Genomic DNA, 14,590 nt, shown 5'->3' on the forward strand with positions numbered 1-14,590 from the left:
AAATGGCAAAAGGCGGCCGCGAAAAGATCAAGCTCGAGTCCACCGCTGGGACCGGGCATTTCTACACCACGTCCAAGAACAAGCGCACCACCCCCAACAAGCTGGAATTCAGCAAGTACGACCCCGTTGCCCGCAAGCACGTGCCGTACAAGGAAGTGAAACTCAAGTAATTGCTTCCGGCACGCGATTACCGCTTGTTGCACCGCAAAACAAACAACCCGCTCTCAGCGGGTTTTTTGTTGCCTGTCGAAAACGCAGACTCACCACACTCCAGGCCACCCGCCTCGTGCCAGATCTGGCACCCATCCCGATCCGGCCCTACAAAACAAAACCGCCGGCACATTTGCATGTGCCGGCGGTCGTGGATCACAACTCCAGGGCCAGGCCCCGAAAGTCGCGAAGATCAGGCGCGTTGAATGTTCGACGCTTGCTTGCCCTTCGGACCTTGCGTGACCTCAAACTGAACCTTCTCCCCCTCCTTGAGCGACTTGAACCCAGCCATGGTGATGGCGGAGAAGTGCGCAAACAGGTCTTCGCTACCGTCGTCCGGCGTGATGAAGCCGAAGCCCTTGGCGTCGTTGAACCACTTAACAGTACCAGTTGCCATATTGCAAGTTCCTTCTTGATTTCAGTAATACACGATCCGGACTTCCGGCTTGCGATCGGTCAGGACGGGGAGGTCTCCGGCGCCAAGCCTTCAAAGACATCCCTTTGAAAGCACGCCGCACGAACGCCGCCTCAACCTTGGCGCGAACACACCCCAACTTTTACGTGACTTGATTCACGTCGTCAACGCATTTGTCGGGCATTAAATTTGCTGCAACACAGCAAAAAACAGCGCATTTTTTGGCGTTTTTTCTGACAAAAAAGACAAAAGTCTTATTTTTTCATCACTTATTGTTTTCTTGCAGCGCACCAAAAACGACCCGATGCACCACCGAGAAGCGGACCGGGAAAGTGTGCCAATTCTCTCTTGCACAATCATCGAGGTTGTTTAGAATGAGTCGCATGGTCATCAAAAAGCAGGAAGAATCGGTACTTGAGTCAGAGGTCACGCGGGTCAAACCGCCGCCCCTCTACAAGGTCATGCTCCTCAACGACGATTTCACCCCGATGGATTTCGTGGTGACCGTGATTCAGAAATTCTTTGCCATGGACCGCGAACAAGCGACGCGGGTCATGCTCAAAGTCCACAGAGAGGGCGTTGGGGTATGCGGTGTTTTCCCACGGGACATCGCAGCCACCAAGGTCGAGCAGGTCATCGCGTACGCACGTCGGCATCAGCATCCGCTGGCATGCGTCATGGAGGAAAGCTGAAATGATCGCGCAAGAGCTGGAAGTCAGTCTGCACATGGCCTTTGTCGAAGCACGGCAGAAGCGCCATGAGTTCATCACCGTCGAGCATCTTCTGCTCGCGCTCCTCGACAACCCCTCCGCGGCCGAAGTGCTGCGCGCCTGCGCGGCCAAGACTGACGAACTGCGCAAAGAGCTGACCAATTTCGTCAACGAGCACACGCCCAAGGTCGAAGGCACCGAAGACATCGACACCCAGCCGACGCTCGGTTTCCAGCGCGTCATCCAGCGGGCGATCCTCCACGTCCAGTCCTCCGGCAAGAAGGAAGTCACCGGCGCCAACGTGCTGGTCGCCATCTTCGGCGAAAAGGATTCCCACGCGGTCTACTTCCTGCAGCGGCAGAACATCTCCCGCCTCGACGTGGTGAACTTCATCTCCCACGGCATCACTAAGAGCCCGCAGCCGGGCGCCGGCCCACAGCCGCGTCCGGCCTCGGGTGATTCCGAGCAGGGCGAGCAGGAGCCGGAAGCCACGACGCCCGGCGGCGCCCTCGACAACTACACCCAAAATCTCAACCAGCAGGCCCTGCTGGGCAAGATCGACCCGCTCATCGGCCGCGACAAGGAAGTCGAGCGCGTCATCCAGACCCTCTGCCGTCGCCGCAAGAACAACCCGCTGCTAGTGGGCGAAGCCGGCGTGGGCAAGACCGCCATCGCCGAAGGTCTGGCCCGCCGCATCGTCGAAGGCCGCGTGCCCGACATCCTGACCGACGCCCAGGTCTACGCCCTCGACATGGGCGCCCTGCTCGCCGGCACCAAGTATCGCGGCGACTTCGAACAGCGCCTGAAGGCCGTGCTCAAGCAGCTGGTCGAGCACAACAACGCGATCCTCTTCATCGACGAGATCCACACCCTGATCGGCGCTGGCGCCGCGTCGGGTGGCACGCTGGACGCCTCCAACCTGCTCAAGCCTGCCCTGTCGTCCGGCCAGCTCAAGTGCATCGGCGCCACCACCTACACCGAGTTCCGCCAGATCTTCGAGAAGGATCACGCCCTGTCGCGGCGCTTCCAGAAGGTTGATGTGGTCGAGCCGTCGGTGGACGAAACCGTCGAGATCCTCAAGGGCCTCAAGTCGCGCTTCGAGCAGCACCACGGCATCAAGTATTCGTCGTCGGCCCTGTCCAGCGCCGCCGAGCTGTCGGCCCGCTACATCAACGACCGTCACCTGCCCGACAAGGCCATCGACGTGATCGACGAAGCCGGCGCCGCCCAGCGCATCCTGCCCAAGTCGCGCCAGAAGAAGCTCATCGGCAAGACCGAGATCGAGGAAATCGTCGCCAAGATCGCCCGCATCCCGCCGCGCAACGTCTCCAACGACGACCGCGCCGCCCTCAAGACGCTGGACCGCGATCTGAAGAACGTGGTCTTCGGCCAGGACGCCGCCATCGACGCGCTGGCCAAGGCCATCAAGATGTCCCGTTCGGGCCTCGGCAATCCGCAGAAGCCGATCGGTGCCTTCCTGTTCAGCGGCCCCACTGGTGTCGGCAAGACAGAAGTCGCCCGCCAGCTGGCCTACACGCTGGGCATCGAGCTCGTTCGCTTCGACATGTCCGAGTACATGGAGCGCCATGCGGTGTCGCGACTGATCGGCGCCCCTCCGGGCTACGTCGGTTTTGACCAGGGCGGCCTGCTCACCGAGCAGGTCAACAAGAAGCCCCACTGCGTGCTGCTCCTCGACGAGATCGAGAAGGCCCATCCGGACATCTACAACATCCTGCTGCAGGTGATGGACCACGGCACGCTGACCGACAACAACGGTCGCCAGGCCGACTTCCGCAACACCATCCTCATCATGACCACCAACGCGGGCGCCGAAAGCATGCAGAAATCGGTGATCGGCTTCTCGGCCAAACGCGAGATGGGCGATGAGATGGCGGAGATCAAGCGCCTGTTCTCGCCGGAGTTCCGCAACCGTCTCGACGGCACGATCTCGTTCAAGTCCCTCGACTCCGAGATCATCGTCCGGGTGGTGGACAAGTTCCTGATGCAGCTCGAAGCCCAGCTCCACGAGAAGAAGGTCGAAGCCCACTTCACCGACAAGCTCAAGACCTGGCTCGGCCAGAAGGGTTTCGATCCGCTGATGGGCGCCCGCCCCATGGCGCGGCTGATCCAGGACACGATCCGCTCGGCGCTGGCCGACGAGCTCCTGTTCGGCCGGCTGGCGGGCGGCGGCAGCGTCACCATCGACATCGACGACAACGGCAAGGCGCTCCTGCTGTTCGAGGAAATGGCGGAAGCTACGGTATAGTCTCGCCGCGCGCGTCGCACACAACCCACGGGCGGCCCATGCCGCCCGTGTGCTTTTGTGGGCCGCGATCTCCCTTCCCATCCTGATTCTCACGGAGTTGCCATGGATTTCCAGACCACCGATCTTTGCGATGCCAACGAAGGCAAGGTGCGCGCCGTCGCGCCGATGTTCCGCAGCTTTGGCGGCAAGACCCGCTTTGCCGGCCCGATCCGCACCCTCAAGGTCTTCGAGGATAACTCGCTGGTCCGCAGCACCCTCGAAACCGCCGGCAACGGCGCGGTGCTGGTGGTCGACGGCGGCGGCTCGATGCGCTGCGCGATGGTCGGCGACCAGCTTGCGCTCCTGGGCGTCAAGAACAACTGGGCCGGCATCGTCGTCTATGGATGCATTCGCGATTCCGGCCCGATCGCCGGCATGGACATCGGTGTCTTCGCCCTCGGCACCCACCCCATGAAGAGCGTCAAGAAAGGCGCCGGCGATGTGGACATCCCGGTCACCTTTGGCGGGGTCACCTTCACGCCGGGCGAGTACATCTACGCGGACGAAGATGGCGTGATCGTCTCGGCGACAGCACTGCTGTAAACCTGCCCGCACAATAAAAAACGACGCGGCGCAGCGAATTTTCATTTCACTGGCGCCGACGTCGTTTCACGATATAAAAAATTGGCACCAACGCATTGATTAGCAACGTAAATTTATTTCTTATGTCTTATATAAGACTTGTTGCTGCCATGCAAAATCCTGCCTATACTGTCTCCTGTTGATCGAGGTTCCGGAAGCGCTGTTTCAGCCAGACCGGCCCCGCTCAAGCAGAGCAAGAGTTACGCAACGCCCCCACCCCAAGCAGGTTGAGCGTGCGCCTCGGCTTTCCCTCCCTTCACCCTATGTTTGTAAAGGATGTCGTATGTCTCTGACCCGCGAACAGCAAATCGCCGCCCTCGAAAAAGACTGGGCTGAAAACCCCCGCTGGAAGGGCGTCAAGCGCGGCTACACCGCTGCTGACGTCGTCCGTCTGCGTGGCTCCCTGCAGCCCGAATACACCCTGGCCCAGCGCGGCGCCAAGGTTCTGTGGGACAAGGTCAACGGCGGCGCCAAGAAGGGCTACGTGAATGCCTTCGGCGCGATCACCGCTGGTCAAGCCATGCAACAGGCCAAGGCTGGCCTGGAAGCCGTGTATCTGTCCGGCTGGCAGGTTGCCGCCGACGGCAACACCTCCGAAACCATGTACCCGGACCAGTCGCTGTACGCCTACGACTCCGTGCCGACCATGGTTCGCCGCATCAACAACACCTTCAAGCGTGCCGACGAGATCCAGTGGTCCCGTGGCATCAACCCGGGCGACGAAGGCTTCATCGACTACTTCCTGCCGATCGTTGCCGACGCTGAAGCCGGTTTCGGTGGCGTGCTGAACGCCTTCGAACTGATGAAGAACATGATCGCCGCCGGTGCCGCTGGCGTTCACTTCGAAGACCAGCTGGCTGCCGCCAAGAAGTGTGGCCACATGGGCGGCAAGGTGCTCGTCCCGACCCGTGAAGCCTGTGAAAAGCTGATCTCCGCTCGTTTCGCTGCCGACGTCATGGGCGTTCCGACCCTGATCCTGGCCCGTACCGATGCCGAAGCAGCCAACCTGATCACCTCCGACTACGACGAGAACGACAAGCCGTTCCTCACCGGCGAGCGCACCCAGGAAGGCTTCTTCCGCGTCAAGAACGGTCTGGAGCAGTCCATCTCCCGCGGCGTCGCTTACGCTCCGTACGCTGACCTCGTCTGGTGCGAAACCGGCGTGCCCGATATCGGCTTCGCCCGTGAATTCGCCCAAGCCGTGCTGGCCGCCTGCCCGGGCAAGCTGCTGTCCTACAACTGCTCGCCGTCCTTCAACTGGAAGAAGAACCTCAACGACTCGCAGATCGCTTCCTTCCAGGAAGAACTGTCGGCGCTGGGCTACAAGTACCAGTTCATCACCCTGGCTGGCATCCACGTCAACTGGTACAACACCTTCAAGTTCGCCAAGGCCTACGCCGGCGGCGAAGGCATGAAGCACTACGTTGAAATGGTCCAAGAGCCGGAATTCGCCGCTCGCGAACAAGGCTACACCTTCGTCTCGCACCAGCAAGAAGTCGGCACCGGCTACTTCGACGACGTGACCACCGTCATCCAGGGCGGCTCCTCCTCCGTCAAGGCCCTCACCGGCTCCACCGAAGAAGAGCAGTTCCACTAAGCTTCGATCGCCGGTAACCCTCACCGGCACGCTTGGTCGATCGACCCCCGCGGGCGCAAGCCCCCGGGGGTTTTTCACTTGGTTTTCCGGGACCGGTGCGGGCCTCCGGTAGAATCGGGCGCTTTCGCCCCTCCGCCCACGCCATGCAATCCCTCTGGATGATCGTCGCCAGCCTGCTGTTCGCCTGCATGGGCGTCTGCGTCAAGCTCGGCTCGTCGCATCTATCCACCGGCGAACTGGTGTTCTACCGGGGCGCTGTCGGCTTCGTGATGATGCTGGCACTAATCCGCTGGCAGGGCATCCCGTGGCGCACGCCCCACTGGCGCATGCAGCTGTCCCGCGGGTTCTCCGGCACCATCTCGCTGATGTGCTACTTCTTTGCCCTCGGCGTACTGCCGCTGGCGACCGCCGTCACCCTCAGCTACACCTCACCGCTCTTCGTCGCCCTGCTGCTGATTCTGTGGTTCGGCGAGCGCCCCGGACGCGGCGCCCTCGCCGCCATCGCCCTGGGCTTTGCCGGCGTGGTGATGCTCCTCAAGCCCACCCTGCAGCCAGACCAATGGTTCGGCGCGCTGGTCGGCATGGCGGGTGGCATGCTGGCGAGCATCGCCTACATCAACGTGCGCGAGCTCGGCCGCGTCGGCGAGCCAGAAGCCCGCACCGTGCTGTGGTTCTCCTTCGTCACCAGCCTGTTCGGTCTGGGCTGGGCGATGCTGTCCGGCGGCCTGCATCCGATGGCCGCCCACACGCTGGCGATCGTCCTGGGCGTGGGCGGCTTCGGCGGCTTCGCCCAGCTCGCCATGACCCGCGCCTACCGCTACGGCAAGACGGTCGTGTCGGCCAACCTGTCTTACAGCACGGTGATCTTCTCGAGCCTGTTCGGCGTCGCCCTGTGGGACGAGCGCCTGCCCTGGGCCTCGCTGCTGGGCATCGCCACCATCATCGCCAGCGGCGTGCTGATCTCCGCCGTCTCGCGCCGACCCGCGCCAGCGCTTGAGTCCGATTGAAGCGCGGGGCGCGCGGGGCTACACTGCTGGCATCCCTTCACCCCCAAGAGGACCCAGGAAATGATCACCACCGACCAGAAGGAAAGCCGGGTCAATCTCACCGTCTTCGGCGAATTCACCCTCGCCGACTACAAGGAATTCGAAGAGGTCGTCAATTACAAGGTCAAGTTTGAAGGGCCGGTCAGCCTGTTCTTCGACCTGCGGGAAATGAGCGGCTTCACCATCGACATGGCCCTCGAGGAAATCCGCTTCGCCCGGGCCCACGCCCACGATTTCGCGCGCATCGCCATCCTCACCGACGACCAGTGGGTCGCCTGGAGCGCCTGGCTGTCGAAGATCTTCGTGGATGCCGACGTGCGCGTCTTCGAAGACGCCGATGACGCCGAAGCCTGGCTCAGCGGCATCGAATCGCCGGTCGCCTGAGGACGCCGGTCGTGCCGCAGCCCTTCACCCAGCTCGTCAGCGTCCAGGAAGCCGCCACCCTGGCCACGCCCGCGTGGCGCTTCTTCGACTGCCGCTTCAACCTCGCCAATCCGGCCGCCGGCCGGGATGCCTACGCGGTGGGGCACCTGCCCGGCGCGTTCTTCCTCGATCTCGAAGAAGACCTCTCCGGCCCCTGCTCCGGCCTCAACGGCCGCCATCCGCTGCCCGATCCGCAGCTCCTGGCCGACAAGCTCGGCAGCCTCGGCGTCGGCCCGAACACCCAGGTCGTCGCCTACGACGACGCCGGCGGCATGTTCGCGTCCCGGCTGTGGTGGCTGCTGCGCTGGCTGGGACATGATCGCGTTGCGGTGCTCAACGGCGGCATCCAGGCCTGGACGTCTGCCGGCCACCCGGTCGTCACCGACGTCCCGCAGGCCACCTCCGCGGCCTTCACGCCGAGGGTACAGAAGCAGCTGCGGGTTGATGCCGACTTCGTGCTGAGCCACCTGCACGATCCGGCCATGCTGCTGATCGACGCCCGGGCGCCCGACCGCTTCCGCGGCGAGAACGAAACCCTCGACCCCGTGGGCGGCCACATTCCCGGTGCGATCAACCGTTTTTTCAAGGACAACCTGGACGCCAGCGGCTGCTTCAAGTCGGGCGCCCAGCTCCAGGAAGAGTTCGGCAAGCTCATCAACGGCGGCGACGCGCACAACGTGGTGCTGCAGTGCGGTTCCGGCGTCACGGCCTGTCACAACCTGCTGGCGATGGAGACCGCGGGCCTCTCCGGCGCGCGGCTCTACGCGGGCTCATGGAGCGAGTGGTGCGCAGATCCGGCCCGGCCGGTAGCCACCGGCCCCGAGACGCCCATCCAGCGATAAGCTGACCGCGGTCGGCGCGCCATCTCGCAGACGCGTATCGACTGCGCGTTCCGACACCCCTTTCCCCACCCTTCCCCTGCCCTTCCCCCTGCGATTGGCCGTCCGCCCGTCGCGCCCCCCCCCAAAAAAAGAGCCCCGGAATTGCTTCCGGGGCCAAGCCTTGGTTACTGCTTGAGGAGTTACGTTCGATGCCGGCCTACGCGTAGGTCGGGGCGAAGCTGGCTTCCGGGTTGGCGGACGGCCCCTTGTCGCCCCAGTAGGGCGAGAGCTTGCGCAGTTGTTCGATGATCGGCGGGACGGCGGCGATGACGCGGTCCACTTCTTCTTCGGTGTTGTACACCGACAGGGAGAAGCGGATGGTGCCGTGGGCAGCGGTGTAGGGGATGCCCATCGCCCGCATCACGTGGGAAGGTTCGAGCGAGCCCGAGGTGCAGGCCGAACCCGAGCTGGCGGCGATGCCCAGCTTGTTCAGCAGCAGCAGGATGGCCTCGCCCTCGATGTACTCGAACGCGATGTTGCTGGTGTTGGGCAGCCGGTTGGCCACGTCGCCGGTGGGGAAGCAGTGGGTGATCTGGCTGAGGATGCCTTTTTCCAGCTTGTCCCGCAGGGCGCGCACGGTGGTGTTCTCGGTTTCCATATGCTTCATCGCCAGCTCGCAGGCCATGCCGAGGCCGACGATGGACGCCGAGTTCTCGGTGCCGGCGCGACGGCCGCGCTCCTGGTGGCCGCCGCGCAAGAGCGGACGGAAGCGGCAGCCACGGCGCAGGTAGAGTACGCCGATGCCCTTGGGCGCGTGCAGCTTGTGGCCGGAGAGCGACAGCATGTCGATCTTGGTGTTCTTCAGGTCGATGGGGATCTTGCCCACGGCCTGCACGGCGTCGGTGTGGAACATGATGCCCTTGGCCGCCGCCAGCTCGGCCATCTCTTCCACCGGGAAGATGGTGCCCGTCTCGTTGTTGGCCCACATCACCGACACCACGGCCACGCGGTCATTCAGCAGCGACTTGTATTCGTCGATGTCGAGGCGGCCCTTCTTATCCACCTTGAGCTTGTGGACGATGTAGCCCTCTTTCTCGAGCCATTCGCACAGGGTCAGGATGGCCGGGTGTTCGACAACGGTGGTGATGACCGTGTTGCGCTCCGGCTGGGCCTTGAGGGCCGAGAGGATGGCGGTGGAATCGGATTCGGTGCCACACGAGGTGAAGATGATCTCCGAGTCGTGCTCGGCGCCCAGCAGCGCCTGCACCTGGCTGCGCGCCTTCTTGAGGGCCTTGCCCACTTCGCTGCCGAAGGCGTGGATGGACGAGGCGTTGCCGAAATGCTCGGTGAAGAACGGGAGCATGGCCTCCACCACCGCAGGATCGACCCGCGTCGTGGCGTTGTTGTCGAGATAGACGGGTTTCATGGCACGGGCCTCTCTGATTCTCTGTTGGACTTCAATTCGCTGGTTGAAGGGGTGCAGAACGCGTCGCGAGCAGCCCGAGGTCGCGATGAGGAGCGGAGACGTACGTGAGGTACGTCGAGCACCGGAATCGCGAGATCGGGTTGCGCAGTAGCGTTATGCGCCCCTTCAGGCTTCGGCTGGCATGTGGGAGGACGGGAGCACCTGTACCAGCTCGCCCAGCGCCTCGATCATCTTCTGCTGGATGCCGCCGAGGGTGGCCGCTTCCATCATGCAGCCGGAGCAGGCGCCCTTCAGATGCACGTAGATCTTCTTGCCCTGCACGTCGGCCAGCTCCACGTCGCCGTGGTCGCGCTGGAGCATCGGGCGGACGGAGTCGAGGACTTCCTCGATCTTCTTGATCTTCTGCACCAGGGTGAGCTTGGTGGAAGGTGGCTTCGGCGCTTCCGGGGTGGCCGGGCAGGCGGGCGGGGGCGACACTTCGCCGGGGCCGGCACGCTCGGCCATCACCTTGGCGAGGATCTCCTCGATGCCTTCGTGGCAGGCGGCGCAGCCACCGCCGGCCTTGGTGTAGAAGGTGACTTCCTCGACGGTGTTGAGGTTGTTGGCCTTCACCACGTCCTCGATCATCACCGCGTCCACGGCAAAGCACTTGCAGATCAGCGCGCCTTCCTCGTGGTCGTCGCTCCACTCTTCGCCGCGGTAGTTGGCGATGGCGGCCTGCAGGGCTTCGCGGCCCATCACCGAGCAGTGCATCTTCTCGGGCGGCAGGCCGTCGAGGAAGTCGGCGATGTCCTGGTTGGAAACCTTGAGGGCTTCATCCAGGGTCATGCCCTTGATCATCTCGGTGAGCGCCGACGACGAGGCGATGGCCGAGCCGCAGCCGAAGGTCTGGAAGTGCGCGTCCTGGATGATCTCGGTCTCGGGTTCGACCTTGAGCATCAGGCGCAGCGCATCACCGCACTGGATGGAGCCCACGTCGCCGATGCCGTTGGCCTCTTCCAGCGGGCCGGAGTTGCGCGGGTTGAAGAAGTGCTCGCGGACCTTGTCTGAGTATTCCCACATGGCGGCGGCTCCTTAAACCGAGAACGAAGAACCGCAGGCGCACTTGGCGCTGGCGTTGGGGTTGTCGAACTTGAAGCCGGTGTGGGTCAGGGTGTCCACGAAATCCACGGTGACGTTGTCGATCATCGGCATGGTCATCGGGTCCACCAGCAGCTTCACGCCGTCGATTTCCAGTTCCCAGTCGTCCTCGGCCTTTTCGGCTTCGAGCTTCATGCCGTACTGAAGGCCGGAGCAGCCACCGCCCGAAACAACCAGGCGCAGACCGGCAACGGGGGTTTCGGAGCCGCGGATGAAACGTTGGACGGCTTTGACGGCAGCGGGGGTGAGATTGATCATTTCGGTTCTCCGATTTGGGGGGCTATGCCTCCACTCTGCAAGGGGCGTGCCACGCCGAGCCAAACCGGCAAACCATTGTTTTTGATAGGGATGTCAGCCTTCGGACGACTGTCGGAGGCGTGTCGCGTTTACGACAATGGGGGATTCGCGCCGCCGCCGCGACGCGCTCGATCAGCCGGCCAGGCGTTCGCGCAGGCGCGGCGCGGCCCAGTCCACAAAGGCCCGCACCCGCGACGGCAGCAGCCGCCCGTGGGGGTAGAGCAGGCTCACCGGCACTGCCGGCGGCGCCCATTCGTCGAGCAGGCGCTCGAGTTCGCCGGCCGCCTCGGCCGCGCGCACCTGATAGGCCAGGAAGCGCCCGCAGCCCACGCCTTTGCGGCAGGCGTCCAGCGCCACATCCACCTGATTGGTGGCGAAGCTGCCCTCGAACGGCACCCGCACGCGCTCGCCGCCCCGCTCGAAGTGCCATTCGTGCCCGTCGCCCAGCCCGGTGTGGCGGATCAGCATGTGCTCGCGCAGGTCGGCCGGGTGGGCCGGATGGCCTCGCCGGGCGAGGTAATCCGGGCTCGCGCACAGCACCCGCCGGGTGCTGCCCACCGGCACCGCCACCAGCCCCGAATCCGGCAACGCGCCGATGCGCAGGGCCAGGTCGATGCTCTCGTCGAGCAGATCGAGCATCCGGTCGGCCAGCGTCAGCTCGACGCGCATCTCGGGATGCTCGGCGAGGAAATCGGTGACCACCGGCGCCACGTGCAGCCGGCCGAACATCACCGGCGCGGTGATCACCAGCCGCCCCGACGGCCGCGTGCGCCGGGCGGTGACGGCGTTCTCCATGTCGGCCAGATCGGCGAGCAGGCGCCGGCTGCGCTCCAGGTAGTCGCGGCCCTCTTCGGTGAGCGCGATGCGCCGCGTGCTGCGGTTGAGCAGGCGCAGGCCGAGGGATTCCTCCAGCGCCGCGAGGCTGCGCACCACCGCCGCCAGCGACACCCCGAGCCGCTCGGCGGCGGCCGTCAGGGTGCCGGCCTCGACGATGCCGACAAAGGTGTTCATCGCCTTGAACTTGTCCATGCGGCCAAGATTAAACCGATTGCCGCACCAATGAAATTCTCAAACGCCCATTTATTGCCCGTATCGAAAGGATCACGATAGCCAAAACGGTCCGGAGAACCTGTCATGTCCCGTCACTTTGCCGACATCACCTGCACGCCTGGCGTGCGCGACGCGCAGCAGCGCTACCTGGGCGCCCCGCTGCCCACGCCAGCGGGCAAGCCCGAGGCGACGCTGGGCGACCGGGAGCGCACTTTCATCGCCGCCCGCGACAGCGCCTACCTCGCCACCGTGAGCGAGACCGGCTGGCCCCACGTGCAACACCGGGGTGGGCCGCGGGGCTTTCTGCGGGTGATCGGCGCGCGCACGCTGGCCTTTGCCGACTATGGCGGCAACCGTCAGTTCGTGAGCGTCGGCAACCTGGCAGGCCAGCCCAAGGCGGCTCTGCTCCTGATGGACTACCCCAACCGGCGGCGCCTCAAGCTGCTGGCCGAGGTGCAGGTGCTGCCCGCCGACGTGGCCGACCCGGAGCTGGTCGCTGCCATCAGCCTGCCCGGCGCACCGCCCACCGAGCGGGTGATGGTGCTGCACATCGCGGCCTTCGACTGGAACTGCTCCCAGCACATCACCCCGCGCTATTCGGCCGCCGAACTGGCCGAACGCGATTCACTTCCCAAGCCCTGACACCCCGACGAGAGAAGGAGACACCCATGAAACTGTACGACCTCACCCTTTCCGGCAACTGCTACAAAGTCCGCCTGTTTGCCGCCCTGGCCGGCATTCCGCTTGAGATCGTGCCGGTGGATTTTCTGGCCGGCGAGCACAAGCGCCCGCCCCTGATCGAGCTCAACCCGTGGGGTGAGATCCCCATTCTGGTGGATGGCGAGGTGGTGCTGCGGGATTCCCAGGCGATCCTCGTCTATCTCGCCCGCCGCTACGCCGATGAGGCCTGGCTGCCCGGCGATCCGGCGGCGATGGCCGAGGTGGTGCAGTGGCTGTCCACCGCCGCCAACGAGGTGCAGAACGGCCCCGGCGCGGCGCGGCTGGTGGACAAGTTCGGCTACGACCTCGACAAGGCCGACACCCTGCGCCGGGCGGCGCGCATCCTGCCGCTCATCGACGCCAGGCTGGCCGATCGCGACTGGCTGGCACTGGACCGGCCGACCATTGCCGACTGCGCGGTGCTCCCCTACGTGGCGCTGGCCCCGGAAGGCGGCGTGGCGCTGGACGACTTCCCCCACATCCGCGCGTGGATCGCGCGGGTCAAGGCGCTGCCCGGCTTTGTGCCGATGCCCGGGGTTTGACGCGGATCAGCCCAGCACGTGCTCGTAGGCCCGGCGCAGGAGCTGGCGCTCCACGTCGGTCAGGGCGCGGGATTCGGTGATGGCGATGAAGCGGGCTCCGACCCGCTCCGCCGCCCCGAAGGGCGGGTCGATGCCGGCAAAGGCACCCAGCAGCACCGGCACGTCGCCGCCCGGGGTATCCACCCAGGCCTGGAAATCGCCTTCCGGGTCGATGGCATCCTCGGGCAGGCCGAGCCGCACCTCGGCCTCGCGCACGATGGCGGCCGGGTGGATCTGGATCTTCGGCGACCAGTCCTCGTCCCGCAGCGCGGCCAGCGCCGGCAGGGCCTTGAAGGCGACGACGCCATAGGGCAGGCACAAAAAGCGCACCCGCCCGCTGGTCTTGTGTTTGTGCAGCAGGATCAGCCGCGGCTGCGTGTCCATCGTCAGGTCATGTAGGCGGCGATCACGGCCTCGCCGCGCAGCGTGTCGGGCTTGCCCCACACCTGCACGGATTCCACGTAGCGCTCGGGCTTGTCGGGATGGGGCAGCAGCACCTGGTATTCGGCAAACACGCGCCCATCGGGGAACAGCGTGACGGTGCCGTAGCGGGCCGAGCCGCGCCAGGTGCCGATCAGGCTCACCTCCTGGGAGAAGGGGTCGGTCTTCTCCTCGAAGGAGAGCAGCGACCAGTCCGGCTCGTTGCCGATGGACAGCCCAAGGCGCTCCACCTCCCGCCGCAGGGCCGCGCACACGGCGGCCCCGGTGGCGGCGTCGGGCTGCGGCGCAACCGCAGCGGCAGGCACGGGCCCGGACATCACACGCTCGCCGGCGAGTAGGTGTAGCAGTCCTTCGGGCACACCCGGCCGCAGGAGCCGCAGCCAATGCAGTCGGCGCCGTTGGCGATGGACATCACCATCATGTTGTCGTCGTCGGAGTCGTCGTCATCCTCCAGCTCGCGCTCGACCAGATCGAGCACGTTGCGCGGACAGACCTTGTAGCAACGGCCACAGCCGATGCACTTGGCCTGATCCAGGTTGGTGACGAATTCGGGCGTCCATTCCACGCCCCCGCGGGTCAGGCCAGTGATCTGCGCCATGATGGTTCAACCTTTCTGTGCCGCAGACAGGCGGGCGTTGGCCTCCGCCCATGCCTGGCAGGCGTCGTACGTGGATTGGGAAATGCCCGGGATCTCGTGGTAGCCCGCCGGCAGGCGGTCTTCCACGAGGTCGTGCAGCTGGGAGGCCCATTCGGAAGCGATGCGCTTGAGCTTCTTCACTTCCTTGTCGAGGGCCGCGATCTCTTCGGCAGTGCTCATGACGGCCTC

General features: G+C 64.8%; 19 protein-coding genes. 10 read left to right on the plus strand and 9 right to left on the minus strand.

Annotated elements, in window-relative coordinates:
• The first annotated feature begins 2 nt into the window (after positions 1–2).
• Positions 3–170 carry a 50S ribosomal protein L33 gene (gene rpmG / locus QQK25_RS05250; RefSeq protein ID WP_153161166.1) on the plus strand — a complete coding sequence of 56 codons (168 nt, stop codon included), beginning with the start codon at positions 3–5 and terminating at the stop codon, positions 168–170.
• A 233-nt stretch (positions 171–403) separates the two neighbouring features.
• Here rpmG and QQK25_RS05255 read toward each other — a convergent pair whose 3' ends face one another.
• Complete coding sequence (locus tag QQK25_RS05255) at positions 404–607, minus strand: cold-shock protein (RefSeq protein ID WP_153161165.1); 204 nt, start codon at positions 605–607, stop codon at positions 404–406.
• Positions 608–1,008: 401 nt separating this feature from the next.
• On the opposite strand from QQK25_RS05255, the gene clpS reads away from it, so the two are divergent.
• The 7 genes from clpS (at position 1,009) to QQK25_RS05290 (ending at position 8,130) form a co-directional block, all read left to right on the plus strand.
• Positions 1,009–1,317, plus strand: coding sequence for an ATP-dependent Clp protease adapter ClpS (gene clpS / locus QQK25_RS05260; RefSeq protein ID WP_153161164.1), 309 nt, complete (start codon positions 1,009–1,011; stop codon positions 1,315–1,317).
• Position 1,318: 1 nt separating this feature from the next.
• On the plus strand, positions 1,319–3,601 hold the full coding sequence (gene clpA, locus QQK25_RS05265; protein ID WP_153161163.1) for an ATP-dependent Clp protease ATP-binding subunit ClpA: 2,283 nt from the start codon (positions 1,319–1,321) through the stop codon (positions 3,599–3,601).
• A 102-nt stretch (positions 3,602–3,703) separates the two neighbouring features.
• Entirely contained in the window at positions 3,704–4,183 is a 480-nt protein-coding gene (gene rraA / locus QQK25_RS05270) for a ribonuclease E activity regulator RraA (protein ID WP_153161162.1), read from the plus strand.
• 322 nt (positions 4,184–4,505) lie between these two features.
• Complete coding sequence (gene aceA, locus QQK25_RS05275; protein WP_153161161.1) at positions 4,506–5,819, plus strand: isocitrate lyase; 1,314 nt, start codon at positions 4,506–4,508, stop codon at positions 5,817–5,819.
• 143 nt (positions 5,820–5,962) lie between these two features.
• On the plus strand, positions 5,963–6,826 hold the full coding sequence (locus QQK25_RS05280) for a DMT family transporter (protein ID WP_284186996.1): 864 nt from the start codon (positions 5,963–5,965) through the stop codon (positions 6,824–6,826).
• Between the two features lie 60 nt (positions 6,827–6,886).
• Positions 6,887–7,249, plus strand: a complete 363-nt coding sequence (locus QQK25_RS05285; protein WP_284186997.1) for a SpoIIAA family protein — start codon at positions 6,887–6,889, stop codon at positions 7,247–7,249.
• 11 nt (positions 7,250–7,260) lie between these two features.
• A complete protein-coding gene (locus QQK25_RS05290) occupies positions 7,261–8,130 on the plus strand; it encodes a sulfurtransferase (protein ID WP_438696425.1) in 870 nt (289 codons plus the stop codon).
• Positions 8,131–8,326: 196 nt separating this feature from the next.
• On the opposite strand, the gene nifS is transcribed toward QQK25_RS05290, so the two are convergent.
• The 4 genes from nifS to QQK25_RS05310 form a co-directional block, all read right to left on the minus strand.
• Entirely contained in the window at positions 8,327–9,535 is a 1,209-nt protein-coding gene (nifS, locus tag QQK25_RS05295) for a cysteine desulfurase NifS (protein ID WP_153161157.1), read from the minus strand.
• 165 nt (positions 9,536–9,700) lie between these two features.
• Positions 9,701–10,597 carry a Fe-S cluster assembly protein NifU gene (gene nifU / locus QQK25_RS05300; protein ID WP_284186998.1) on the minus strand — a complete coding sequence of 299 codons (897 nt, stop codon included), beginning with the start codon at positions 10,595–10,597 and terminating at the stop codon, positions 9,701–9,703.
• Positions 10,598–10,609: 12 nt separating this feature from the next.
• Entirely contained in the window at positions 10,610–10,933 is a 324-nt protein-coding gene (locus QQK25_RS05305) for a HesB/IscA family protein (protein ID WP_153161155.1), read from the minus strand.
• 171 nt (positions 10,934–11,104) lie between these two features.
• The gene (locus tag QQK25_RS05310; protein ID WP_284186999.1) at positions 11,105–12,001 is read right to left on the minus strand and encodes a LysR family transcriptional regulator; all 897 of its coding nucleotides are present in this window, start codon (positions 11,999–12,001) and stop codon (positions 11,105–11,107) included.
• Positions 12,002–12,106: 105 nt separating this feature from the next.
• Between QQK25_RS05310 and QQK25_RS05315 the strand changes: the two genes are divergently transcribed.
• Entirely contained in the window at positions 12,107–12,664 is a 558-nt protein-coding gene (locus tag QQK25_RS05315) for a pyridoxamine 5'-phosphate oxidase family protein (RefSeq protein ID WP_284187000.1), read from the plus strand.
• A gap of 26 nt (positions 12,665–12,690) precedes the next feature.
• Entirely contained in the window at positions 12,691–13,284 is a 594-nt protein-coding gene (locus tag QQK25_RS05320) for a glutathione S-transferase family protein (RefSeq protein WP_284187001.1), read from the plus strand.
• Between the two features lie 6 nt (positions 13,285–13,290).
• Here the strand turns inward: QQK25_RS05320 and QQK25_RS05325 are convergent, their stop codons facing one another.
• Genes QQK25_RS05325 through QQK25_RS05340 form a run of 4 tightly spaced genes read right to left on the minus strand, consistent with a single transcriptional unit; the run spans position 13,291 to position 14,581 of the window.
• Positions 13,291–13,707: a hypothetical protein gene (locus QQK25_RS05325; RefSeq protein ID WP_284187002.1), complete on the minus strand. Its 417-nt coding sequence runs from the start codon at positions 13,705–13,707 to the stop codon at positions 13,291–13,293.
• 2 nt (positions 13,708–13,709) lie between these two features.
• A complete protein-coding gene (locus tag QQK25_RS05330; RefSeq protein WP_284187003.1) occupies positions 13,710–14,081 on the minus strand; it encodes a hypothetical protein in 372 nt (123 codons plus the stop codon).
• Positions 14,081–14,362, minus strand: coding sequence for a ferredoxin III, nif-specific (gene fdxB, locus QQK25_RS05335; protein ID WP_153161149.1), 282 nt, complete (start codon positions 14,360–14,362; stop codon positions 14,081–14,083). The genes QQK25_RS05330 and fdxB overlap by 1 nt, the downstream gene beginning before the upstream one ends.
• A 6-nt stretch (positions 14,363–14,368) precedes the next feature.
• Positions 14,369–14,581, minus strand: a complete 213-nt coding sequence (locus tag QQK25_RS05340) for a CCE_0567 family metalloprotein (RefSeq protein ID WP_153161148.1) — start codon at positions 14,579–14,581, stop codon at positions 14,369–14,371.
• Positions 14,582–14,590 lie beyond the last annotated feature (9 nt).

Origin of the sequence: Zoogloea oryzae (genome assembly GCF_030161255.1) — a bacterium.
GTDB classification, from domain to species: Bacteria; Pseudomonadota; Gammaproteobacteria; order Burkholderiales; family Rhodocyclaceae; genus Zoogloea; species Zoogloea oryzae.

What these genes read in the sequence shown, in the direction of transcription:
- rpmG (WP_153161166.1), top strand. Translation starts at nt 3, where the DNA reads ATGGCAAAAGGCGGCCGCGAAAAGATCAAGCTCGAGTCCACCGCTGGG.
- QQK25_RS05255 (WP_153161165.1), bottom strand. Translation starts at nt 607, where the DNA reads ATGGCAACTGGTACTGTTAAGTGGTTCAACGACGCCAAGGGCTTCGGC.
- clpS (WP_153161164.1), top strand. Translation starts at nt 1,009, where the DNA reads ATGGTCATCAAAAAGCAGGAAGAATCGGTACTTGAGTCAGAGGTCACG.
- clpA (WP_153161163.1), top strand. Translation starts at nt 1,319, where the DNA reads ATGATCGCGCAAGAGCTGGAAGTCAGTCTGCACATGGCCTTTGTCGAA.
- rraA (WP_153161162.1), top strand. Translation starts at nt 3,704, where the DNA reads ATGGATTTCCAGACCACCGATCTTTGCGATGCCAACGAAGGCAAGGTG.
- aceA (WP_153161161.1), top strand. Translation starts at nt 4,506, where the DNA reads ATGTCTCTGACCCGCGAACAGCAAATCGCCGCCCTCGAAAAAGACTGG.
- QQK25_RS05280 (WP_284186996.1), top strand. Translation starts at nt 5,963, where the DNA reads ATGCAATCCCTCTGGATGATCGTCGCCAGCCTGCTGTTCGCCTGCATG.
- QQK25_RS05285 (WP_284186997.1), top strand. Translation starts at nt 6,887, where the DNA reads ATGATCACCACCGACCAGAAGGAAAGCCGGGTCAATCTCACCGTCTTC.
- nifS (WP_153161157.1), bottom strand. Translation starts at nt 9,535, where the DNA reads ATGAAACCCGTCTATCTCGACAACAACGCCACGACGCGGGTCGATCCT.
- nifU (WP_284186998.1), bottom strand. Translation starts at nt 10,597, where the DNA reads ATGTGGGAATACTCAGACAAGGTCCGCGAGCACTTCTTCAACCCGCGC.
- QQK25_RS05305 (WP_153161155.1), bottom strand. Translation starts at nt 10,933, where the DNA reads ATGATCAATCTCACCCCCGCTGCCGTCAAAGCCGTCCAACGTTTCATC.
- QQK25_RS05310 (WP_284186999.1), bottom strand. Translation starts at nt 12,001, where the DNA reads ATGGACAAGTTCAAGGCGATGAACACCTTTGTCGGCATCGTCGAGGCC.
- QQK25_RS05315 (WP_284187000.1), top strand. Translation starts at nt 12,107, where the DNA reads ATGTCCCGTCACTTTGCCGACATCACCTGCACGCCTGGCGTGCGCGAC.
- QQK25_RS05320 (WP_284187001.1), top strand. Translation starts at nt 12,691, where the DNA reads ATGAAACTGTACGACCTCACCCTTTCCGGCAACTGCTACAAAGTCCGC.
- QQK25_RS05325 (WP_284187002.1), bottom strand. Translation starts at nt 13,707, where the DNA reads ATGGACACGCAGCCGCGGCTGATCCTGCTGCACAAACACAAGACCAGC.
- QQK25_RS05330 (WP_284187003.1), bottom strand. Translation starts at nt 14,081, where the DNA reads ATGTCCGGGCCCGTGCCTGCCGCTGCGGTTGCGCCGCAGCCCGACGCC.
- fdxB (WP_153161149.1), bottom strand. Translation starts at nt 14,362, where the DNA reads ATGGCGCAGATCACTGGCCTGACCCGCGGGGGCGTGGAATGGACGCCC.
- QQK25_RS05340 (WP_153161148.1), bottom strand. Translation starts at nt 14,581, where the DNA reads ATGAGCACTGCCGAAGAGATCGCGGCCCTCGACAAGGAAGTGAAGAAG.